Origin of the sequence: Polymorphospora sp. NPDC051019 (assembly GCF_040683055.1) — a bacterium.
Lineage (GTDB): Bacteria > Actinomycetota > Actinomycetes > Mycobacteriales > Micromonosporaceae > Polymorphospora > Polymorphospora lycopeni.
Genome location: NZ_JBFBCH010000003.1, coordinates 471,257 through 493,744, shown reverse-complemented (window position 1 = coordinate 493,744; position 22,488 = coordinate 471,257). Strand labels below are relative to the sequence as shown.

Annotated in this window: 20 protein-coding genes; 7 read left to right on the top strand and 13 right to left on the bottom strand. The window is 72.5% G+C overall.

Annotation, left to right across the window (positions count from 1 at the left end; all coding sequences use genetic code 11):
• The first annotated feature begins 247 nt into the window (after positions 1–247).
• A complete protein-coding gene (locus AB0M79_RS09135; protein ID WP_364209880.1) occupies positions 248–439 on the top strand; it encodes a (2Fe-2S)-binding protein in 192 nt (63 codons plus the stop codon).
• Positions 440–492: 53 nt separating this feature from the next.
• A complete protein-coding gene (gene bfr / locus AB0M79_RS09130; RefSeq protein ID WP_357516065.1) occupies positions 493–972 on the top strand; it encodes a bacterioferritin in 480 nt (159 codons plus the stop codon).
• A 59-nt stretch (positions 973–1,031) separates the two neighbouring features.
• Here the strand turns inward: bfr and AB0M79_RS09125 are convergent, their stop codons facing one another.
• The 5 genes from AB0M79_RS09125 to AB0M79_RS09105 all read right to left on the bottom strand — a co-directional run bounded on the left by AB0M79_RS09125 (position 1,032) and on the right by AB0M79_RS09105 (position 7,639).
• Positions 1,032–2,075, bottom strand: coding sequence for a GntG family PLP-dependent aldolase (locus AB0M79_RS09125; protein ID WP_364209876.1), 1,044 nt, complete (start codon positions 2,073–2,075; stop codon positions 1,032–1,034).
• The gene (locus AB0M79_RS09120) at positions 2,068–3,474 is read right to left on the bottom strand and encodes a class II 3-deoxy-7-phosphoheptulonate synthase (protein ID WP_364209873.1); all 1,407 of its coding nucleotides are present in this window, start codon (positions 3,472–3,474) and stop codon (positions 2,068–2,070) included. The genes AB0M79_RS09125 and AB0M79_RS09120 overlap by 8 nt, the downstream gene beginning before the upstream one ends.
• Before the next feature lie 72 nt (positions 3,475–3,546).
• A complete protein-coding gene (locus AB0M79_RS09115) occupies positions 3,547–4,071 on the bottom strand; it encodes a hypothetical protein (RefSeq protein ID WP_364209870.1) in 525 nt (174 codons plus the stop codon).
• 330 nt (positions 4,072–4,401) lie between these two features.
• Complete coding sequence (gene tuf / locus AB0M79_RS09110) at positions 4,402–5,592, bottom strand: elongation factor Tu (RefSeq protein ID WP_364209867.1); 1,191 nt, start codon at positions 5,590–5,592, stop codon at positions 4,402–4,404.
• 427 nt (positions 5,593–6,019) lie between these two features.
• On the bottom strand, positions 6,020–7,639 hold the full coding sequence (locus tag AB0M79_RS09105; RefSeq protein ID WP_357537601.1) for a glycosyl hydrolase family 18 protein: 1,620 nt from the start codon (positions 7,637–7,639) through the stop codon (positions 6,020–6,022).
• 217 nt (positions 7,640–7,856) lie between these two features.
• On the opposite strand from AB0M79_RS09105, the gene AB0M79_RS09100 reads away from it, so the two are divergent.
• Positions 7,857–8,345 (top strand): glutathione peroxidase, encoded by a 489-nt coding sequence (locus AB0M79_RS09100; protein WP_364209864.1) that lies wholly within the window; start codon positions 7,857–7,859, stop codon positions 8,343–8,345.
• A 113-nt stretch (positions 8,346–8,458) separates the two neighbouring features.
• Here the strand turns inward: AB0M79_RS09100 and AB0M79_RS09095 are convergent, their stop codons facing one another.
• The 5 genes from AB0M79_RS09095 to AB0M79_RS09075 form a co-directional block, all read right to left on the bottom strand.
• Positions 8,459–8,899 carry a DUF4259 domain-containing protein gene (locus AB0M79_RS09095; protein ID WP_364209861.1) on the bottom strand — a complete coding sequence of 147 codons (441 nt, stop codon included), beginning with the start codon at positions 8,897–8,899 and terminating at the stop codon, positions 8,459–8,461.
• A gap of 134 nt (positions 8,900–9,033) precedes the next feature.
• Entirely contained in the window at positions 9,034–9,384 is a 351-nt protein-coding gene (locus AB0M79_RS09090; protein WP_357537606.1) for a DUF2203 domain-containing protein, read from the bottom strand.
• A gap of 419 nt (positions 9,385–9,803) precedes the next feature.
• Positions 9,804–10,625 carry a pyrroline-5-carboxylate reductase gene (gene proC / locus AB0M79_RS09085; RefSeq protein WP_364209858.1) on the bottom strand — a complete coding sequence of 274 codons (822 nt, stop codon included), beginning with the start codon at positions 10,623–10,625 and terminating at the stop codon, positions 9,804–9,806.
• A 210-nt stretch (positions 10,626–10,835) separates the two neighbouring features.
• Positions 10,836–11,864, bottom strand: coding sequence for a 6-phosphofructokinase (locus AB0M79_RS09080; RefSeq protein ID WP_364209855.1), 1,029 nt, complete (start codon positions 11,862–11,864; stop codon positions 10,836–10,838).
• A gap of 204 nt (positions 11,865–12,068) precedes the next feature.
• The gene (locus AB0M79_RS09075; protein ID WP_357537612.1) at positions 12,069–12,578 is read right to left on the bottom strand and encodes a polyadenylate-specific 3'-exoribonuclease AS; all 510 of its coding nucleotides are present in this window, start codon (positions 12,576–12,578) and stop codon (positions 12,069–12,071) included.
• A gap of 502 nt (positions 12,579–13,080) precedes the next feature.
• Between AB0M79_RS09075 and AB0M79_RS09070 the strand changes: the two genes are divergently transcribed.
• On the top strand, positions 13,081–13,773 hold the full coding sequence (locus AB0M79_RS09070) for a Crp/Fnr family transcriptional regulator (RefSeq protein ID WP_357537614.1): 693 nt from the start codon (positions 13,081–13,083) through the stop codon (positions 13,771–13,773).
• Between the two features lie 47 nt (positions 13,774–13,820).
• Here AB0M79_RS09070 and AB0M79_RS09065 read toward each other — a convergent pair whose 3' ends face one another.
• Positions 13,821–14,048 carry a hypothetical protein gene (locus AB0M79_RS09065; RefSeq protein ID WP_357537616.1) on the bottom strand — a complete coding sequence of 76 codons (228 nt, stop codon included), beginning with the start codon at positions 14,046–14,048 and terminating at the stop codon, positions 13,821–13,823.
• A 105-nt stretch (positions 14,049–14,153) separates the two neighbouring features.
• Here AB0M79_RS09065 and AB0M79_RS09060 point away from each other — a divergent pair, with 105 nt between their 5' ends.
• On the top strand, positions 14,154–17,894 hold the full coding sequence (locus AB0M79_RS09060; RefSeq protein ID WP_364209850.1) for an adenylate/guanylate cyclase domain-containing protein: 3,741 nt from the start codon (positions 14,154–14,156) through the stop codon (positions 17,892–17,894).
• A 241-nt stretch (positions 17,895–18,135) separates the two neighbouring features.
• On the opposite strand, the gene AB0M79_RS09055 is transcribed toward AB0M79_RS09060, so the two are convergent.
• The gene (locus AB0M79_RS09055; RefSeq protein ID WP_364209847.1) at positions 18,136–18,822 is read right to left on the bottom strand and encodes a lysophospholipid acyltransferase family protein; all 687 of its coding nucleotides are present in this window, start codon (positions 18,820–18,822) and stop codon (positions 18,136–18,138) included.
• 219 nt (positions 18,823–19,041) lie between these two features.
• On the opposite strand from AB0M79_RS09055, the gene AB0M79_RS09050 reads away from it, so the two are divergent.
• The gene (locus AB0M79_RS09050) at positions 19,042–20,019 is read left to right on the top strand and encodes a DUF308 domain-containing protein (protein WP_364209845.1); all 978 of its coding nucleotides are present in this window, start codon (positions 19,042–19,044) and stop codon (positions 20,017–20,019) included.
• 204 nt (positions 20,020–20,223) lie between these two features.
• Positions 20,224–21,624, top strand: coding sequence for a trehalose-6-phosphate synthase (locus tag AB0M79_RS09045; protein WP_364209842.1), 1,401 nt, complete (start codon positions 20,224–20,226; stop codon positions 21,622–21,624).
• A gap of 17 nt (positions 21,625–21,641) precedes the next feature.
• Here AB0M79_RS09045 and AB0M79_RS09040 read toward each other — a convergent pair whose 3' ends face one another.
• Entirely contained in the window at positions 21,642–22,433 is a 792-nt protein-coding gene (locus AB0M79_RS09040; protein WP_364209948.1) for an alpha/beta fold hydrolase, read from the bottom strand.
• Positions 22,434–22,488 lie beyond the last annotated feature (55 nt).

Sequence of the window (22,488 nt, the reverse complement as noted above, 5' to 3'; positions counted from 1 at the left end):
CCGCACCGTCTGGAGCCCGAGGACCGCGCCGCGAAGCGGTCGCGGCCCGCAGGGCGAAGACGGTGCATCCAGGCGGCGCGAAGCGGAGCGAGCCATCCGAGCGGAGCGAGCCGTCCGAGCGGAGCGAGGACCAGCCAGCACAGTCCAACTCCTCCGATCAGGGTGATATCTCACGGACTCCTTGCGTGAACGGCCCCCTTTAGGGCAGCCTTACTGAGGTCAGCCTAACCGCAGGAGGGCACCCCTCATGTACGTCTGCATCTGCGCGCGCGTCCGCGAAGGCGAGGTCCGCACCGCGATCCGCCTCGGCGCGCACTGTGAGGAGTCTGTCGGGGATTCCTGTGGCGCCGGCACCGGCTGCGGCACCTGCCTGGACCGCATCTGTGACCTGATCGAGGAGGAGACCGGCACCGACACGCTCGTCACGATCGCGGCCTGATCCCTACGGCCGAGTAGGCTTACCCCACAGGTAACTCTTGTGGGGGTTTTGTCATGCAAGGCGACAGCCGGGTAATCGAGTTTCTGAACGAGCAGCTCACCGCGGAACTCACCGCGATCAACCAATACTTCCTGCACGCCAAGATGCAGGAGAACTGGGGCTACACCAAGCTGGCGAAACACACCCGGCACGAGTCCATCGACGAGATGAAGCACGCCGAGGTGCTGACCGACCGGATCCTGTTCCTCGAGGGCCTGCCCAACTACCAGAAGCTCTTCGCGCTGCGGATCGGCGAGACGGTCAAGGAGCAGTTCGAGTGCGACATGAAGATCGAGGTCGAGGCGGTCGACCGGCTGCGCCGCGGCATCGAATACATGCGCTCGATCGGTGACACCACCTCGGCGAGGATCTTCGAGGACATCCTGGCCGACGAGGAGCACCACGTCGACTACCTGGAGACCCAGCTCGGGCTGATCGAGAAGCTCGGCGAGGCGATCTACCTCCAGAACGTGACCGAGCACCCCGAGGTCTGACATACCCGTACGCGAAGAAGCCGGGCCCGCGTGACGCGGGCCCGGCTTTTCGTTTGTGGTCAGCCGCGCAGGACGCGGGTCAGCACCTCGATGGCGTGGTCGATGCCGGCGTCGTCGACCTCGTAGTGGGTGACCAGGCGGCCGACGTACGGGCCGAGGACCGACACGAGAACGCCTTCGGCACGGGCGGCGGCCGCCACGCCGGCGGCGTCGAGCGGCGACTTCGACAGGTCCAGCGGCACGAGGTTGGTGCGTACCGGGCCGGCCAGCACACCGAACGGCGCGATCGCCTCGGCGAGCCGGGCGGCGCGGGCGTGGTCGTCGGCGAGCCGCTCGACGTGGTGGTCGAGCGCGTACCGGCCGGCGGCGGCGAGCACGCCGACCTGGCGCAGTCCGCCGCCCATCCGCTTGCGGATCACCCGGGCGCGGGCCATCCGTTCGGCGCTGCCGACGATCACCGAGCCGGCCGGCGCGCCGAGGCCCTTGGACAGGCAGACCGACAGGGTGTCGAACAGTTCGCCGTACGTCTTCAGCGGCACGCCGTCGGCGACGTGCGCGTGCCAGATCCGGGCGCCGTCGCAGTGCAGCGCGACGCCGGCCCGGTCGGCGATGCCGCGCAGGGCACGCAGGGTGGCCAGCGGGACCACCCCGCCGCCGCCCCGGTTGTGGGTCTGCTCGACGGCGATGGCCCGGGTCGGCACCGCGTGGTAGCCGTCGGGGCGGATCATCGCCGCGACCGTCTCGGGGTCGACGTCGGCGCCGACGGCCGGCCAGGTCCGAGTCGATATCCCGCCGTACGCGGCCGCGGCCGCCATCTCGTACGTCACCACGTGCGCGTCGGCGTCGCAGAGCAGTTCGTGTGCCGGCGGTACGAGCAGTTGCAGCGCGATCTGGTTGGCCATGGAGCCGGTCGGGGCCCACAGCGCCGCCTCGTGCCCGAAGAGTTCCGCCACGTGGGCTTCGAGCGCGTTGACGGTCGGGTCCTCGGCGTAGACGTCGTCGCCGACGTCGGCGGCGGCCATCGCCGCGCGCATCGGCGGGGTGGGCTTGGTGACGGTGTCGGAGCGCAGGTCGACGACGGGGCGCCCGGTCGGTTCAGCCACGGAGCATCTCCGCGACCAGGAACGCCAGTTCGAGCGACTGCTGGGTGTTGAGCCGGGGGTCGCAGGCGGTCTCGTAGCGGCCCGGCAGGTCGATGTCCTGGATCGCCTGGGCGCCGCCGAGGCACTCGGTGACGTCTTCGCCGGTGAGTTCGACGTGCAGACCGCCGGGGTGGGTCTCCAGGTTCCGGTGGACCTCGAAGTAGCCGAGCACCTCGTCGACGATCCGGTCGAAGTGCCGGGTCTTGTAGCCGTTGGACGACTCGTGGGTGTTGCCGTGCATCGGGTCGCACTGCCACACCACGCGGGCGCCGGCGGCGGTCACCTTCTCGACGATCGGCGGCAGCGCGTCGCGTACCTTGTGGTTGCCCATCCGGCTGATCAGGGTGAGCTTGCCCGGGACGTTGTCCGGGTTGAGCTTCTCGCACAGCTCGATCGCCTGCTCGGGGCTGGTGCCGGGGCCGAGCTTGACCCCGACCGGGTTGGCGATCCGGGAGATGTAGTCGATGTGCGCGCCGTCGAGCTGGCGGGTGCGTTCGCCGACCCAGAGGAAGTGCCCGGACAGGCCGTACGCCCGGTTGTCGGAGACCCGGGTCAGCGCCCGGTCGTATTCCAGCGCGAGCGCCTCGTGCGAGCAGAAGAGGGTGACCTTGCGCAGCGCCTCGTCGTCGGTCATCCCGCACGCCTGGATGAACGCGAGCGCCCGGTCGATCTCGCGGGCGATCGCCTCGTAGCGCTCGCCCGCGGCCGAACTGCGGACGAAGTCCTTGTTCCAGTCGTGCAGGCCGTGCAGGTCGGCGAGGCCACCGCTGAGGTAGGCCCGGAGCATGTTCATCGCCGCCGCCGAGTTGGCGTACGCCCGGATCATGCGCTGCGGGTCGGCGACCCGGGCCTCCGCCGTCGCCTCCAGCGAGTTGATCATGTCGCCGCGGTAGGCCGGCAGGCCGAGCGCGTCGGTCGGCGACGACCGCGGCTTGGTGTACTGCCCGGCGACCCGGGCCACCTTCACCACCGGCAGCGACGCCCCGTACGTCAGCACCACCGCCATCTGCAGCAGCGTGCGGGCGTTGGCGAGCAGGTGGCTCTCGGTGTTGTCGACGAACGTCTCCGCGCAGTCGCCGCCCTGGAGCAGGAACGCCTTGCCGTCGCAGACCAGGGCCAGCCGCTCGCGCAGCAGGTCGACCTCGTACGGCGCGACGATCGACGGCACGTTGTCGAGCACCCGGCAGACGTCGGCGACGGCGGCCGGGTCCGGCCACGGCGGGGTCTGCGCCCGGGGCAGGTCGCGCCACCGGTCGAGCCCGAGGGCGGCGTCCTCGGCGGAATCGGTCGAGGGGCGGGTGGTCTGCAAGCCGGGGTTACCGACCCCGGGATGGCTCAACTGGTGCCACTCTTGGCGCATGCGAGCAAGCGTACGGCGGACACCCGTCCGGACGGTTGCCGAGGGTGCGCGTTTCGCAGCGTGAGATGGGCCCTACCGGGGGCTGGGGACCGCGCCCGGACCGGCCGGTGCCGCCGACGGGCTCGGGCCGTCCGGTGACGGCGACGGGCTGGCCGTGCCGTCCGGTGACGGCGAGGGGTACGCGGTCGGCGGCGCGCCGGTCTCCTCGTCCGCGATGCACCAGTGCCCGTCGACGTGGCTGAGGGTGAAGACCAGGCCGACCAGCCGGGGATCACCGGCGGCGGTGACCATGACGGCGGCGTCGACCCGCTGGTCGGCGCCGACGGCCTGACCGCCGGTGACGGTGGCGTCGGTGACCACGAAATGTGCGGCGAAGTCACCGTTGGGACCGGTGGCGATCCGGTCGAAGGTGGCGTGCATACCGGCGCAGAGCTGGGCCCGGCCGGCGGCGACGTCCTTGACCTTCATCGCGTCGAGGTAGGTCTGCACCCGCTCGCGGGCCAACTGCCCGGGGTCGGGCCCCGACGGCTCCTGCGAGCCGCAGCCGGCGAGCGCCGCCGCGAGCACGGCCCCGAACAGCACCCCGCCCCGACGCACACGCCCTCCCCACGACCGCATTCCGCCCGAGTCTCCCACACCCCCGCCCCCCCATCGACCCCCGACCGCCCCACCGCCCCCTGCCCGGCCGACCCGCCCCCTGTCCGCCCGCCCCGGCCTCCCGTCCGCCCGCCCCGGCCCGCCGATCAAGGGGATGTTCGGGGCAGAACAGGCACGTTCTGCCCCGACAAGCCCTTGATCCACGCCACGGCCCGGTCCGCCACGGCCCGGTCCGTCGCGCGGCGGCCCGGGCCTCCGCCGCGCGACAGGTTGAGCCGCGCGACAGGCCGCGCCGCGCGACGGACTAGGCCGCCGCGCGACAGGCCGGAGTCAGTCGAGCAGGGCGGTCACCGTGCCGGCGGCCACGGTGCGGCCGCCCTCGCGGACCGCGAACCCGAGGCCCACGTGCATCGCGACCGGACGGCCCAGTTCCACCGTCAGGTCGACGGTGTCGCCCGGCATGACCATCTGCGTGTCGTCGCCGAGCCGCATCGCCCCGACCACGTCGGTCGTCCGAAAATAGAACTGCGGCCGGTAGTTGGCCAGGAACGGCGTGTGCCGCCCCCCTTCGGCGGTGGTCAGGGCGTACAGCCGCGCACCGAACCGGAGGTGCGGCGTGACGCTGCCGGGCAGCGCCACCACCTGGCCCCGCTGCACCTGGTCGCGCTTGACCCCGCGCAGCAGGACGGCGGCGTTGTCGCCGGCCTCCGCGACCGGCAACGAGCGGCCGAACGTCTCCAGCCCGGTGGCGACGGTGGACAGCGTCGGGCCGAGCCCGACCACCTCGACGGCGTCGCCGACCCGCAGCGTGCCGCGCTCGATCGCGCCGGTGACCACGGTGCCCCGCCCGGAGATGGTGAGCACGTTCTCGATCGGCATCAGGAACGGTTCGCCAAGCTCGCGAGGTGGCACCGGGACGTACCGGTCGACGGCGTCGAGCAGTTCCACGACGGACGCGATCCACCGCGGGTCGCCCTCGAGGGCGCGCAGCGCCGAGACGCGTACGACCGGGACCTCGTCGCCGGGGAAGCCGTATTCGCCGAGCAGTTCGCGGACCTCGAGTTCGACCAGGTCGAGCAGGTCCGGGTCGTCGACGGCGTCGGCCTTGTTCATCGCCACCACCAGGTACGGCACACCGACCCGCCGGGCGAGCAGGACGTGCTCGCGGGTCTGCGGCATCGCGCCGTCGAGCGCGGAGACGACGAGGATGGCCCCGTCGACCTGCGCCGCCCCCGTGATCATGTTCTTCACGTAGTCGGCGTGGCCCGGCATGTCGACGTGGGCGTAGTGCCGGGTCGCGGTCTCGTACTCGACGTGCGCGATGTTGATGGTGATGCCCCGCGCGACCTCCTCCGGCGCCCGGTCGATGCCGTCGAAGGAGACGTACCGGTTGGCGGCCGGGTCGCGGTCGGCGAGGACCCTGGTGATGGCGGCGGTCAGGGTCGTCTTGCCGTGGTCGACGTGCCCCATCGTGCCGATGTTGAGGTGCGGTTTCGTACGCGAGAACTGGCTCTTGGCCATGCTGAAGCTCCACTGTGGAGGTTCGGGGTCGGCGGGCGACGTACGCGGGCGGTTGCCGGGACCGGCACGCGTCAGAACCGCGCGGGACGGGGCCGCCAGAAGAAAAGGGGCGGCGCCGTACTGACGGGCCACCCTCCTCCGTGGTTCTGCTCGGGATGGAGGAGGGTCAGCCTCGGGTATCCGCGAACCACGCGCACACGTCGACGACGGCCGGCAGGTGTGGACCTGCGGGCCGTCCGAAGCCGACGGTGCCGAACATGGTGGTCACGGTAGGCGACAACGTCGCGGCCCGCGACCGATATTCCGGTACGACGACGCGGGGCGGGGAACCGGAAACCCGGTTCCCCGCCCCTGTGGGGATTCCTGCGTCGGCCCGCCCCCGGACGGGACCGTCTGGTTGTCGACCCCGCCCTCGGGCGGGGCCGTCCTAGTTGAGGCCGTTACGGATCGCGGTGATCAGCTCGCCGTTGCTGGTGTCACCGGAGAGTTCCCAGAAGAACGCCCCGCCGAGCCCCTGGTTCTTGCTGTACGTCATCTTGCCGGTGATGGTGCTCGGGGTGTCGTAGCTCCACCAGTTGCTGCCGCACTTGGCGTACGCGGTGCCGGCGATGGTCGCCGTCGCCGGGCAGGTGTTCTTGAGGACCTTGTAGTCCTCGATGCCCTGCTCGTAGGTGCCCGGCGCCGGGCCGGTCGCCGTGCCGCCGGGCGCGGTCTGGGTGACGCCGGTCCAGCCGCGGCCGTAGAAGCCGACGCCGAGCAGCATCTTGCTGGCCGGGACGCCCTTGCTCTTCAGCTTCTGGATCGCCGCGTCGGAGTTGAAGCCGGCCTGCGGGATGCCGGTGTACGAGGTCAGCGGCGAGTGCGGGGCCGTCGGACCCTGGGCGTTGAAGGCGCCGAAGTAGTCGTACGTCATCGGCATGATCCAGTCGAGGTTGTTGACCGCACCGGCGTAGTCGGCCGCGTCGATCTTGCCACCGTTGCTGCCGTCGGCGGTGATCGCCGCGGTGACCAGCCGGTTCGGGCCGAACTTGGTCCGCAGCGCCGAGATCACGTTCTTGAAGGCGTTCGGGCCGCTGTTGTCACAGGTCAGGCCACACGCGTTCGGGTACTCCCAGTCGATGTCGATGCCGTCGAACACGCCCGCCCAGCGGGAGTCGTTGACCATGTTGTAGCAGGAGTCGGCGAACGCCTGCGGGTTCTGCGCGGCCTGGGTGAAGCCGCCGGACCAGGTCCAGCCGCCGACCGAGAAGATGACCTTGAGGTGCGGGTACATCTGCTTGAGCTTCTTGAGCTGGTTGAAGTTGCCGCGCAGCGGCTGGTCCCAGGTGTCGGCGACACCGTCGACGCTGTCCGCCGCCGTGAACGCCTTCTCGTAGTCGGCGTAGCTGTCACCGATGGTGCAGCGACCGCCGGTGGTGTTGGCGAAGGCGTACAGGATGTGCGTCATCTTCGCGGCGGAACCACTGGTGTGGATGTTCTTCACCTGGTAGTTGCGCTGGTAGGTGCCCCACTGCACGAAGTATCCGACGACCTTCTTGGCGCCGGGCGGCGGCGGGGTGGTCGGCGGCGGAGTGGTGGGCGGCGGAGTGGTCGGGGGTGCGGTCGTGGGCGGCGCGGTGGTCGGGGGCGGGGTGGTCGGCGGGGTGCCGCCGCCGCAGGCCGCGCCGTTGATGGTGCAGTTGGTCGGGGCCCGGTAGGCGCCGGTCCCGATGTAGCCCCAACTGGTCGAGGCACCCGCGGCGAGCGCGCCGGCCCAGCTCTTCTTGACGGCCACGACGCGGTTGCCGGTGCGGGTCACGTCGGCGTCCCAGAAGCTGCTGATCGTGGTGCCGGCCGGCAGGTCGAACTCGATCCGCCAGGTGTTGACCGGGCTGCTGGTGCCGTTGGTGACGGTGACCCTGACCTCGTGACCGGAGCCCCAGTCCGAGGAGGCGGCGAACGTGGTGGTGAGGCTGCCGGCACCGAAGGCCGACGTGACCGGGACCGCGGCGACGACCAGCGCCGCCACGGCGCCGGCCCACATCGCGCGGCGCAGGGATCTCTTCATGTGGCGTCTCCCCAAACAGTTAGGAAACTTTCCAAAAAGCTAGTGAGACGCTACTCACGGATTTAACACTTCGTCAAGATGTCCATTTTTAGATTTCTGGATGTCTTGAGGTCCGCTACCGGTTCTCCTGAGGTCGGCGCCGGTCGGCCGGCGCTGGCCACCATCCCTGCGACCACCACCCACCCGATCGGCCCGACCGGCCGGTAACGTCACCGTCATGACCGTTTTCGACACCGGGATCGACGCCCTCGCCGGCGGCCCCGCGAACCTCGCCCAGTACCGCGGCAACGCGCTGCTGGTGGTCAACGTGGCCTCGCGGTGCGGCCTGACCCCGCAGTACGCGGGCCTGCGGAAGCTGCACGAGACGTACGGACCACGCGGGCTGGTGGTGCTCGGCGTGCCCTGCAACCAGTTCGCCGGCCAGGAGCCGGGCAACGCGGCGGACATCGCCGAGTTCTGCGAGGTCAACTACGGCGTGACGTTTCCGTTGACGGAGAAGGTCGACGTCAACGGGCCGGACCGGCATCCGCTCTACGTCGAGTTGGTGGACACGGCCGACGCCGAGGGGCACACCGGCGACGTGCGGTGGAACTTCGAGAAGTTCCTGATCGCCCCGGACGGTACCGTCGCGGGCCGGTTCAGCCCACGGGTGGAGCCGGACTCGGCGGAGTTGGCCGCCGCGTTCGAGAAGGTGCTGCCCCGCTAGCGGGACCGACGCCCGCCCGGCCGCCGCCGGGCGGGCGGATCAGGGGCGCCGGGCGGGCGGATCGGCCGGTGGCGCCGTGCAGCCCGCGACGCCCGCCAGCGGTGGTGCCCCGGTCAGCCGGCGGCGCCGGCCAGCGGGCCGCGCCGGTCGAGGGCGACCCGGATCGGCCCGAGTTCGGCCACCGCCTTGTCGAGCGCGCCGGAGTCGGCCCAGAGATCCCGCCACTCCGACTCGTCGGCGACGATCCGGTCCAGGGCCCGCACCGCCAGCGCCGGCAGGTGTTCGGGCAGGGGCAGGGACTCGCCACCGGTCAGGAAGTCCGGCGCGTACGCCGACTCGATCTTCGGCCCGCCGGGCAGCTGCGACGCGACCACGGCGGCCGCGGCGACCGCGTCGGCGGCGACGTCACAGTCGAGATACCCGCTTTCCGTCTCGACGTCGCGCAGCGCCCGCTCGACGATCCCGGCCCGTTCGGCCGGGGCGGCGTCGTGGAGCCGCCCGCTCCAGTCGGCGGCGCTGTCGTTGTCGAACGGTCCGATGTCCCAGGTGCCCAATGCCTTCTCCCCGTCTGCTCCCGCCACGCGCCGGCCGCGTGGACCGGGCCGAGGTTAGAGCAGCGGTACGACACCGGTGACCGTCGCCGGCCGGTGGGAATTCGGTGGGTGGGCGCCGGTGCCGGCGGGATGGATCAGATGCGGCGGCGGCCGGGGAAGCCGCACTCCAGGCGGTGGTACCACCGGATGTCGGTGTCCCCTTCCAACCAGCACCACAGCACCGGGCGCCCGTCGCGTTCACCGGCGAAGTCGAGCAGCACCGGGGCCAGGCCCTTGACCTGGATGTCGTGCTCGTTGAACTCCTCGACGATGCCGTGGATGCGTGCCTCGAGCCCCTTGATCTCCGGCAGTCCGCCGCGCGGGCTGCCGGCGCCGTCGGCGAGGTCGGCGCGCAGTTCGGCGAGGTCGGCGCGGAGCGTGATGAGTTCGTCGATCCGTGGGCGCAGCGTGGCGATCAGATGGCGCGCCTGGGCGATGGTGAACACGACGGACAGTATGCGCCATCCGTCGGTCGGGCAGGTTACTGGCCGTTCGCCGGCTCCACGACGGTGGAGGGTCACCGGGCCCGCGCCGGACGGCCGGCTGCCGTCCACCACAGCGGCGACCCGTCCACCGCCATCCGGAGCCGGAACGCCGCTGGACGCTCGCGCGAACCCACGACGTCGGCCGCCTCCGGGGAAGCCGCCGAGCGCCGATCCGATGGGGGGCCGGATCGGTCCTGGGCGGCTCCGGTGCCGGCGCGGGGGAAGTCGCGGCCCGGCACGGGGAGATCAGACCTCCGAAGAGTATCGATGTCGCTACCGCTAGTGATGAATTTAGTGCCCCACGGCCGCCGGGGGAATAGCCGTGGCGTGAGTGAATCGGACGCGGGCCGGACGGGCGCGGTCCGGGGCGCGTGAATGAATCAGTTCTCGGTCTGCGCGGCCAACTCGCGGGCCCGGTCGCGGGCGGCTTCGAGGGCGGCGAGCATCGCGGCGCGTACGCCGTGGTTCTCCAGCTCGCGGATCGCCGAGATCGTGGTGCCGGCCGGCGAGGTGACGGCCTCGCGCAGCTTCACCGGGTGCTCGCCGGAGTCACGGAGCATGACCGCCGAGCCGATGGCGGTCTGCACGATCAGCTCGTGGGCGACCTGGCGGGGCAGCCCGAGCAGGATGCCGGCGTCGACCATCGCCTCGACCAGCAGGTAGAAGTACGCCGGCCCGGAGCCGGACAGCGCGGTGACGGCATCCTGCTGCGACTCGGGCACCCGGATGGTCGCGCCCAGCGGCGTGAACATCTCCTCGGCCAGGGCCAGGTGCTCGGCGGTCGCGTGCGGGCCGGCCGAGATCGCCGTCATGGCCTGGTCGACCAGCGCCGGGGTGTTGGTCATGACCCGGACGACCGGGGTGTTCTCCGGCAGCCGGCGGCCGAAGAACGCGGTGGGCAGGCCGGCACACAGCGAGATCACCAGCTTGTCGGCGGGCACCTTGGGGCCGATGTCGTCGAGCAGGCTGGCGGCGTCCTGCGGCTTGACCGCCACCGCGAGCACGTCGGCCTCGACGATCGCGGTGAGGTTGTCGACGACCCGTACGCCGTAGCGGACGGCCAGCTCGTCGGCGCGCTCGGGCCGGCGGGTGGTGGCCAGGAGCTTGCCGGCCGGCCAGCCGGCGCGCAGCAGCCCGGAGAGCATCAACTCACCGATCTTGCCGGTGCCGATCACCGCCACCGTGTGGACGCCAACCGTCACGCCTGCCACCTCGTTCCGTTCCACCGGCACCGCCCGGTGCCGCACGTAGTTCCACCGCACCGCCCGGTGCCGGACGTATCAGCCTGTCAACCGCACGACCCGGCCGGACCTCGCGCGGCGAGCCCGCGTCGGGCGCGATTCGGTACCGCCACGACCTGCCCGGCCACGCCGGGTACGGCGGGCCGGGCGGGTCGCGGTGGACCGCACGGATCAGCTGCCGAAGAAGACCTCGGCCTCGGTGTAGCGCTCCAGCGGGACGGTCTTGAGCTCCCGGGTCGCCTCGGCCAGCGGCACCCGCGCGATGTCGGTGCCCTGGAGGGCGACCATCTTGCCCCAGTCGCCCTCGTTGGCCGCGTCGATCGCCTGGAGGCCGAGCCGGGTGGCGAGCACCCGGTCGAAGGCGCTCGGCGTGCCACCGCGCTGGATGTGCCCGAGCACGACGGTGCGGGCCTCCTTGCCGGTCTTGGCCTCGATCTGCTCGGCGAGCCACTGGCCGATGCCGCCGAGGCGGACGTGGCCGAAGGCGTCGAGCTCCTGGTTGTGCAGGACCATCTGGCCGTCGAGCGGCTGGGCGCCCTCGGCGACGACGACGATCGGCGCGTACTGCTTCTCGAAGCGCTTCTCGACGTAGTTGGCGACCTGGTCGACGTCGAACTGCCGCTCCGGCAGCAGGATGACGTTGGCGCCGCCGGCCAGGCCGGCGTGCAGCGCGATCCAGCCGGCGTGCCGGCCCATCACCTCGACGACGAGGGTGCGGTGGTGGCTCTCGGCCGTGGTGTGCAGCCGGTCGATGGCCTCCATCGCGATGTTGACCGCGGTGTCGAAGCCGAAGGTGTAGTCGGTGGCGCCGAGGTCGTTGTCGATCGTCTTCGGCACGCCGACGACCTGCACGCCCAGCTCGTGGAGCTTGGTGGCGACACCGAGGGTGTCCTCGCCGCCGATCGCGATGAGCGCGTCGACGCCCTGCTCGGCGAGGTTGTTCTTGATCCGCTCGACCCCGTTTTCGATCTTGAACGGGTTGGTCCGGGAGGAGCCGAGGATGGTGCCGCCGCGCGGCAGGATGCCCCGGACCTCCGGAATGCCGAGGGGCCGGGTCAGCCCTTCGAGCGGGCCACGCCAGCCGTCACGGAAGCCAACGAACTCGTGACCGTAGGTGGCGACGCCCTTGCGCACCACAGCCCGGATCACCGCGTTCAGACCTGGGCAGTCACCACCACCGGTGAGCACGCCGATACGCATGATCTGCTGATCCTCCAGGAGCTAAAGGTAAGCCCATCCAAGCCCCAGGAGCGAAGTCTCGGCATCGTTGCCGGCCCGGGGCGGGCCGTCATTGCGCACTGTAGTCGCCCCGCTATGGGTGAATCCAGCGTGTCCCGCCATGATCGCCGTGATCAGGAAGCTGTGACCACGACGCGCCGACGACACGCGCGACTTGGCCCCTGATCACGCGGATCTCGGCAGGCGGGAGAGGGTCTGCCAGCGGGCCAGGTTGTGCCGGGCGTCCACCAGGGCGTCGTGCTGGTCGGCCGGGGCCTTCGGCAGCGCCGGGCGGCCCAGGTCGTCCCACCGCTGACGGAGATCCTTGGTGAACCGCGGGATCTGCCGGGGCAGGGCGGTCATCGGCCCCCAGAGCTGGGCGAGCGCGACGTGGTCGTACGCCGCGTACCAGGCCCACAGCTCGACCTCCTCCCCCGCCCGGCCCCGGACCGGCTCGACCAGGAACTCGAGCAGGTCGTCGCGGATGCGGTCGCGGGACCGCCAGGCCCGGTCGGCCGGCGACGGCAGCCGGTCGAGCACGTTGCGGCGTACCCACGGGATGGCCCGGGAGCTGTCGAACTCGGTGGACACGGCGTAGAACTCGCGACCGAACTCATCCACGACGCCGATCGACACCAGGTCGATCGTGCGCCCGTCCTCGATGAACTCGCAGTCGTAGAAATAGCGGTAAGTCATCGCCGCCATCCTCGCCGACCGGCCCGGACGGCGGCCTCCCGGGGCACCCGCCGGCCAACCGTGGGCCCGCGCCGGCCGTGTCCCGCCGGCCGCGGCGAACCGGCGTACGGGGGTCGGGGTGACGGGGTCCGGTCGGCCCGGCACCCGCCCGGGCCGCCAGCCGATCTTCAACGGTCACGACACGTCCGGCGGAAGGTGGCGCGCTGGTGCGCCACCTTCCGGCCGGCCGCGGTTCCCCTCGGCGCCGATCCGCCGCGCCCCCGTGCGGCCCCCACCCGTCGGCGGATCCGCGCACAGCATGTCCCGAGACAAGGGCACAGGACTGTCACGTAATCGATCCCAGGGGTGTACACCACCCGACAGGAGCGTCATGATCTGATGTTGACACTCGCACCGCCTATTGTGTGATGGTCCGTTCATCCGCCCGCCGCCGACCGAAGTGGACCCGGCGGCCGGGTGAGCCGGCACATGACCATGTTGCTTACCGGGGAGGGGTTGGACCGTGGAGGTTCGCCTGCCGGATCCGGGTGACGCGCTCTCGGGCGTCGAACTGTTCGCCGGTCTCGAACCGGAGGTGCGTCAACGGGTGATCGCCGCGGCGGTGCCCCGCACCTACCGCAAGGGCCAGTTGCTGTTCGTCGAGAACGACCCCGGCGAGTCGCTCATCGTGCTGCGACGCGGCGCGGTCGCGGTGTTCCGTACGGCGCCGACCGGCGAACGGGCCGTGATGACGGTGGCGCGCCCGCCCGACGTACTGGGTGAGGTGTCCCTCCTGGACGCCTCGACCCGGTCGGCCTCGGCCGAGGCGATCGAGGACTGCACCGCGCTGGCCCTGTCCCGGGGCGCGTTCATGGAGCTGGTGCACGCCAACCCGCGCATCCTCGACGCCGTGATGCGCTCGCTCGGCGCGCTCATCCGGCGGCTCACCGAGCAGAACGCCGACCACGTCTTCCTCGACCTGCCCGGTCGGGTGGCCAAGACGCTGGTCCGGCTGGCCGGCGAGAGCCAGGCCCCGATGATCACCATCGAGCTCAACCAGAGCCAGCTCGCCGAGATGGCCGGCGGCTCACGGCAGAGCGTCAACCAGGCCATCGGGTCGTTCGCCAACCGCGGCTGGCTGCGTACCGAAGGGCGCCGGATCGTCGTCACCGACGTCGCCGCCCTGCGCCGCCGCGCCGGCATGCCCGACCGCTGAAACGCGTCGGGCCGGGCATGTGCCCGGCCCGACGCGATCGCGGTGTGTCAGGGCTGGGTGCTGGTCGGCCCGGCCCAGCCGGTCGGCCCGGCCCAGTCCTTGTCGTCGCCGCCCCCGCCGCCACCCGGACCGTCCCAGCCGCCGCCACCGGCGGCCACGATGCCGCGCGCCTCCAGGTCCGCGAGCGTGGCCGCGTCTACGTCGACGCTGGACCCGGCGTGGTGGGTCGTGCCCTGCCCGTCGGTCCAATCCTGCTCAAGCCGGACATACACCATCTACGTACTCCCCCTCTGTCGGGCCAGTCACAAGCTGCCCGACTGTAGCCTCGGGGCACCCCGGTTGGGGAGTGCGAATGGGCTAAGAGCCCAGTTCCCGACAGCTTGCCGGCCCATGGATACTCGGCGTGGGCGGCCAGCCGGGTCGCCACCGCCGGCCGGCACCGGGTGTCCCCGCAGTGCCGGCAGACCGCAGCCGCGGCCGCCGGCGCCACCGACCACTCGACGTGTCGCATGCAGGAGGACGGCATCCCCGCCCCATGTGCCCGGTGCAACCGGACCGCAGCCGACGACGACAGGTTCTGTGCCGGCTGCGGAACCGAGCTGACGCCCGCGTGCTCGCAGTGCGGCCGGCTGCTGCCGGCCGACGCCGCGTTCTGCACCGGGTGCGGGTCCAAGGTGGGCGGCACCGGCACGCCGGCACCGCCCGCCGTCCAGGAGGACCGCCGGCGGATCAGCGTGCTGTTCGTCGACCTGATCGACTTCACCCCGTACGTCGAACGCGCCGACCCGGAACTGGTCCGGGCCATGCAGACCGGCTTCTTCTCCGCCGCCCGCCGGGTCGTCGGCCAGTACGGCGGGGTGGTGGAGAAGTACATCGGCGACGCGGTGATGGCGCTGTTCGGGGCGCCGGTGGCGACCGAGACCGACGCCCAGCGGTGCGTCCGCGCCGGGCTGGAGCTGCAGCGGGTGCTGGCCCGGTTCGCGCCCACCGACGCCGGCCAGCTGCGCTTCCGGGTCGGGGTGGCGACCGGCGAGGCGCTGGTCGACGTGGCGGCGGCCCGCGACGGCGGCCAGGCGATCGTCGCCGGCGACGTGGTCAACACCGCGTCGCGGATGCAGTCGGTGGCCCCGCCCGGCGGGGTACTGGTCTGCGGCAACACGTACGCGCTGACCCGCACCGCCATCAACTACGCCGAGCAGCCGCCGGTGACGCTGCGTGGCCGGTCGTCACCGACCGAGGTGTGGCTGGCGGTCGCGCCGATGCAGCGGCAGCAGCCGGACCGCGAGCCCGACACCACCCCGCTCTTCGACCGCGAACACGAGCTGAGCCTGCTCGTCAACGCCCTGCACCGGTCGATCCGGGAGCGGATGCCGCAACTGGTGACGCTCTTCGGGCGGGCCGGGATCGGCAAGAGCCGCCTGGTCCGCGAACTCTTCCGCAACGCCGACCGGCTGATCGACCAGCCGCTGACCTGGCACACCGGCCGGTGCCCGCCGTTCGGCGAGAACGTCACGTTCGCCGCGCTGGCCGACATCGTCAAGGCCGAGGCCGGCATCCTCGACACCGACCCGGCCGAGGCCGCCGCCCGCCGGCTCGACGCCGCGCTGGCCGAGCTCGTCGGGCCGGCCGAGGCCGAGCGGCTGGCCGACGCGCTGCGGCCGCTGGTCGGGCTGGCCGCCGCGAAACTGCCGGCCGAGGAGACCGAGTCGGCGTGGCGCCGGTTCCTGGTCGCGCTGGCGTCCCGGCGGCCGACCGTGCTGGTCTTCGAGGACCTGCACTGGGCCGACGAGGCGATGCTGCGCTTCATCGAACTGCTCGGCTCGTCGGCGCGCGAGGTGCCGCTGATGCTGCTGTGCACCACCCGGCCCGAACTGGTCGACCGCGACCCGACCTGGGCCGGGGCCACCACCGGCGGGCTGACCATCACCCTGTCGCCGCTGCGCGCCACCGGTATCGCCGCGCTCTACTCGCACCTGTTCGGGCAGGCGGCGTTCTCCGCCGACATGCTGACCCCGCTGGTCGAGGTCGCCGACGGCAACCCGCTCTACGCCCACGAATACGTCCGGATGCTCATCGAGCAGGGCGCGCTGCGCCAGACCGGTCGCGGCTGGTCGCTGGACCGCCAGCACGACCTGCCGATGCCGGAGAGCGTGCACGGCGTCATCGCCAACCGGGTCGACCTGCTCGACGCCAAGGACCGGACCGTACTGCTGGCCGCCTCGGTGGTCGGGATGCAGTTCTGGCCGGGCGCGGTCGCCGCCGCGCTGGGCCGGCCGGTCGAGTCGGTCGAACGGTCGCTGCGCCGGCTCGAGCAGCGCGACATGGTCCACGAGCAGGCGACGTCGACGATGGCCGGCCAGTCGGAGTTCCGGTTCCGGCACGTGCTGGTCCGCGACGTCTGCTACCAGCGGCTGCCGCGCACCGACCGGGTCGCCCGGCACGAGCGGACGGCCGACTGGCTCGACACGCTGTCCGGCGGGCGGGACACCGACCTCGCCGAGGTGCTGGCCCACCACCGCTGGGCGGCCCACGAGATCGCCCGTACCCTCGGCGTCGACACCTCCCGCTACGCCCCGCCGGCCCGCGAGGCGCTGCACCGGGCGGCCCGCCGGGCGTACGCCCTGCACGTGCTCGACGCCGCGGCCAGCCACGTCGGCCGGGCACTGACCCTGGTCGACGACACCGACCCGCCCGGGCAGCTCCGGCTGGAGCTGCTGAGCACCGAGATCTCGTTCCTGCGCGACGGCGCCGCGTTCCTGGAGAGCGGCGGCGTCGAACAGCTGACGATGCTGGCCGACCGGCTCTTCACCCTGGGCGAGCGCCCGTCGGCGGCCCGCGCCTGGACCCTGCTCGGTCAGGCCGCCTGGCTGCGCGCCGACCGCGGTGCCGCGCTGTCCTGCCTGGACCGGGCCGTCGAACTGTTCGAGCCGCTCGGCGACACCGCCGGGAAGGCCGACGCGTACGCCGAACTCGGCCGGCTGCACATGCTCAACTACGAACGCGAACCGGCCATCGCCGCCGCCCGGACCGCCGCCGCCATCGCCGACCGGCTGGGGCTGCTGGAGACCCGGACCAACGCCCGGATCACCGAGGCGATGGCCCGCTACCAGGCCGGCGACCGCACCGGCCTCGACGAACTGCACGCCGCCACCGAGGTCTGCCGGGCCAACCAACTGCTGGCGCTGCCCCGGGCCACCCAGAACCTGGCGTACGCGATCCGCGAGGAGGGCGACTGGATCCGCTCCGACCGGCTGCTCGGGCAGGGCGGCGGCGCGACGCTGACCACCGGCTACTCCGGCGAGGCGATGCGGGCCTACTTCGACGGCGACTTCGGCCGGCTCCTCGCCGCCGCCGACGCCTTCGTCGACACCCCGAGCGGCCGGTGGGACATGCAGGTCCGCGGGATGCGGTCCTGCCTGCGGGTGCTGCGCGGCGAGCCGGTGCCGGGCGGCGACAGCCGGCCGGCCCGGGCCCGGACGGCCATCGACACCGCCCCGGCCCGCGGGCCGGTCGCGGTCGGCGACCCCACCGGCACGCCGGCCGACGACGTCACCGACGCCCTCGACAGCGCCCGCAGCAGCGGATTCCACCGCCCGCACTGGACCACGCTCGGGCTGGGCGCGCTGTGCCGGGCGTTGCAGGGCCGGCACCGGGAGGCCGCCCGGCTCCTCGACGAACTGGCCACCTCGTGGTCGGCGGTACCGGCGCTGGCCAGCGGCGAGTGGATCACCGCGGCCGCGTACGCCGGGGCGCTCGCCGGCCGGGACGCGGCCCTGCAGGTACGCGGGATGCTCGACCGGGTCGGGCACCGTACCCCGTGGGCCGAGGCGGCGCTGCGTACGGTGACCGCGGCCGTGGTCGCCGCCGACGGTGACCACGCCCGGGCCGGGCAGCTCTACCTGGCGGCGGCGCAGATCTACGCGGAGATCCCGGACACCACCGACCGGATGCTGGCGCTGGCGCTGGCCGCCGGCGCGTTGCAGCGGGCCGGCGAGCGGAGCACCGCCGACACGGTGCTGGCCGAGGTGCGTACCTTCGCCCTGCGCAACCAGGCGCCGGGCCTGCTCCGGCTCACCGAACCGGCCGGCGACGCCGACTGGACCCCCACCCTGGCCTCCTGACCCACCCGGCCCCCGCGCGCGGGGCGGACGCCGCGCGGCGCTCAGCCGCCGTGCCGCGCCGCCGCGCGCCCCCGCCGCGTGCCCCCACCGCGTTGATCAAGGACTTGTTGCCAAGATCTGCACCCAGATTGCCCGAAACATCCCCATGATCGACGGGGCGGGGCGCCGCGCAGCGGGCGGCGGGCACTGGCCGGGCGGCGCGCACTGGCCGGGCGACGCGCACGGGCCGGGCGGGACGAGGTCAGGCCGCCAGTGGTGGGGGCGTCTTCATCTTCTGGGCGTAGACGTCGACGTACTCGCGGCCGGACAACTCCATCAGCTCGTACATGATCTCGTCGGTGATGGCCCGCTCGACGAACCGGTCACCGGCCAGGTCGCGGTAGCGGGTGAAGTCCAGTGGGGCGCCGAACCGGATCCGGACCCGCTCGATCTTCGGGATCAGCTTGCCCGGCGGCTGGATCTCGTCGGCGTTGAGCATCACCACCGGGATGACCGGGGCGCCGCTTTCCAGGGCCAGCCGGGCCACCCCGGTCTTGCCCCGGTAGAGGCGGCCGTCCGGCGACCGGGTGCCCTCCGGGTAGATGCCGGCCAGGTTGCCGGCCCGCAGGACACGCAGCTGGGTGTCCAGGGCGGCCTGGGCGGCCCGGCCGCCGGAGCGGTCGACGGGGATGGTGCCGGTGCCGACGAAGAACATCTTGATCAGCCAGCCCTTGAGGCCCTTGCCGGTGAAGTACTCGGCCTTGGCGACGAAGGTCACCTTCCGGGACACCATGAGCGGCATGAAGATCGAGTCGGAGAACGAGAGATGGTTGCTGGCGATGATGGCCGCACCGTGCTCGGGTACGTGCTCCCGGCCCTCGACCACGGGCCGGAAGATCAACCGCAGCCACGGCCCGAGGATGACGTACTTAAGCAGCCAGTACAGCACCGGTGTCCTTCCGCCAAGAGTCGCCCGACCCTGAGTCGGGCGCCACAGGTCCCGCGCACGGAACTCTGGCATGAGCCTACGAACCCTGGGCGGCGCGCCACAACGCACTCCCGCAACCGGCGGCCGCCGTGTCACGATTCAATGCACGGCACGCGCCCTCACGAGGGGGGTCTGCCGCATCGGGCCTGGCGCGGGTCGCGCCGGTGAGGAGAGTGTTCGGTGTCAGCGGGTGGGGCGCGCCGGGGACGGCGGGACAACGGGTTCGACGCGGCGGAGTACGCCGTCGCCGGCGACGTGGATCCCCGCGTGGGTGAACACCTGCTCGACGTCTTGGCCGCCGGTGGCATCGCCGCCTACCTGCAACCGTCGGCCGACCTGAATCCCGTGACGCGCACGACCACCGTGCCGGCCCGCCCGGTCGACCGCCTCTACGTCGACCGGACCCACCTGGAGACGGCCCGCGGCTATCTCGCCGACCTCGCCGAGGAGGAGCGTCCGGCCGACAGCGGCCCGCCGGACGGGAGTCCGGCCGCCGGCACCTCCCCCGCCGTCGCCGCCCCGGCCGGCACCGTCCCCGCCGCGCCGGCCGCCGCCGGTCCCGGCGGCGGCACCGACGAGCCAGCGGCCCGGTCGGGGTCCGGGCGTTCCGACCCCGACGTCGACGCCGAGTGGGCCCGGATCGTGGCCGGCTACCACACCGAGATCGACGACGCCGCCCGCTCGTGGCCGGCCGCCGAGGACGTCGGCCCGGAGCGGCCGCCGACCGGACGGCCCCGGCTGGTCAAGGGGCCGGTCGACACCGACGAGGACCCGGAGACCGGGAAGCGACCCGGGCGCGAGGTACGGCGGCTGCCGTCGGCCGCCGACTTCTCCGGCATCTCGGTCGGTGGGCGCGACAGCGACCCGTCGCTGCTCGACGGGCTGGACACCTTCGGCGCCGACCTGCCCGACGACGACGAGGGCTACGAGCCGCCACCGCCACCGCCGCTGCCACGGGTCTCGAAGTACGCCGTCGTGGCGGTGCTGGCCATGATCGGCGGGTTCGCGCTCTTCCTCTTCCCCGACCTGCTGCCGATCGACCGCTCCGTCGTCACGATGATCGGCTTCCTCGGCATCCTCGGCGGTTTCGTCACCCTGATCGCCCGGTTGCGGTCCGGCGACGACGAGGAAGATCGCGACGACGGGGCAATCGTCTGACCGGATCCGCCCAGATAGTGAAATACATCGACCTTTAAGGCCGGTACGTAACCCTCGCGTAACTTCTCGTCAGTAGTAATACTCTGATACGTCAATCTGCCACTCCACTACCCGAGGGCTTGCGCTCGATCCGGTCCCGCGCACGATCCGCCGCGCGCCTGGTCCGGTCCTGACGGTGGGGGCCTCGCGAAACGAGGTGCCGGGATGCGACAGAGTTCCCTCGTGGTGGTGGCCAACCGGCTGCCGGTCGACGACACCGTGGCGCCCGACGGCGCCTTCGAGTGGCGCCGCAGTCCCGGCGGTCTGGTCAGCGCCCTCCACCCGATCCTGCACGACAAGCCGGCCACCTGGGTCGGCTGGGCCGGCGGCACCGGCGACGCGCCCACCCTGCCCGACGTCGACGGCATACACCTGCACACCGTGCCGCTGTCCGCCGACGACGTACGCGAGCACTACGAGGGCTTCGCCAACGCCACCCTGTGGCCGCTCTACCACGACGCCGTCGAGCAGCCCGTCTACCACCGCCGCTGGTGGGAGGCATACCAGCGGGTCAACCGGCGGTTCGCCGAAGCGGCCGCGCGGGCCGCCGAGCCCGACGCCGTCGTCTGGGTGCAGGACTACCACCTGCAACTGGTGCCCGGCATGCTCCGCGCCCTGCGCCCCGACCTGCGGATCGGCTTCTTCCTGCACGTGCCGTTCCCGCCACCGGAACTGTTCATGCAGCTCCCCCGCCGCGCCGAACTGCTCCTCGGCATCCTCGGCGCCGACCTGGTCGGCTTCCAGCGGTCGCAGGCCGCCCACAACTTCGCCCAGCTCGCCAACCGGGTCCTCAAGCTGCCGGCCACCGACCGGCGGATCGCCGTCGACGACCGGGTCGTACGCATCGGCGCCTTCCCGGTGTCCATCGACACCGCCGAGATGGAGGCCCTCGCCCGCCGGCCCGAGGTCGTCCAGCGGGCCCAGCGGCTGCGCCGCGACCTCGGCGACCCGCAGAAGGTCATCCTCAGCGTCGACCGGATGGACTACACCAAGGGCATCGAGCAGCGCCTCAAGGCGTACAGCGAACTGATCGCCGACGGCCACGTCAAGGTCCGCGACACGGTCATGGTCCAGGTCGCCGTACCGAGCCGGGAACGCGTCGAGCAGTACCAGATCCTGCGCGACCGGGTCGAACGCGAGGTCGGCCGGATCAACGGCGAGTTCGGCCGGGTCGGCGAGCCGGCCGTTCACTACCTCAACCAGCCGTTCGACCGGGTCGAGCTGGCCGCGCTCTACCGGGCCGCCGACATCATGGCCGTCACCCCGCTGCGCGACGGCATGAACCTGGTGGCCAAGGAATACGTCGCCGCCCGCGTCGACGACGCCGGTGCCCTGGTGCTCAGCGAGTTCGCCGGCGCCGCCGCCGAGTTCCAGCAGGCCTACCTGGTCAACCCGCACGACCTCGACGGGCTCAAGCTCACCCTGATGCACGCGCTGGAGGCCAGCCCGGAGGACGTGTCGAGCCGGATGCGGGCGATGCGCGGACACCTGCGCACCCACGACATCCAGGCGTGGGCGACCTCGTACCTCAACGCCCTCGTCCCGGGCCCGTCCCCGGCAGCCTGACCCGCCGCCGGCCCGCCTCAGGGCCGGGTGTCCTTCTCCAGCCAGTCGAGGATCGCGTCGATCGGCTCCTGCCACCCGACGTCGAGCATCAGGTCGTGGCCCATCCCCGGAAACAGCAGCGGGGCCGCGTTGTAGCCGGCGGCCGCCCGGTTGAGCGCCGGCAACGGCACCACCCGGTCGTCGGGGCTGCCCAGCACCAGCACCGGCGGATCACCGACCGCCGGCTCCGCCGGCCGGCCCAGCAGCACCTGCCACTGGGCGCGGGCGGCCGCCCGGCCCAGCCGGCCGGCGTACGCGCGGGCCGCCGGATCCGGCAGGCTCCGGCTGAAAAGCTGGCGCCGGCTCAACCGCAGCCGGCCCCCGAACGCCGCCGGCAGCGTACCGACCGGATTGCGGCGCAACGCCGTGCCGGCGCTGCCCCAGCCACCCAGCACCGGGGCGACGAGCACACCCGCCCGGGCCGGGTAGCGGGCCAGCGCGTGGGTCACCACCAGGGCACCGGCACCGTGCCCGACCAGCACCGCGCGTCGCGGCAGGCCCGCCGCCACCTGGACCACGTCGTGCGCGTACGCCCGCAGCGACGCCTTCGGCGCCGCGCCGCTGCCGCCGTGCCCGCGCAGGCTCAGCGCGTGCGCCGGGAACCCGCGCGCCGCGGTGTGGTCGAGCCAGTGCTCGGCGAACGCCCAGGCGCCGTGCCCGAAACCGGGTACGAACAGCACCGGCGGCCGGCCCTCGTCGACCTCGGGAAGGGCGGCGAGCACCTCCCGGCGTACCGGTGGAACCGGCCGCGCCCACTCCGCGGCCCGCATGATCCGGAGACTGGTCACTGAGCTTGCCTTTCATTCGCGACTGCGGGGCTCACTC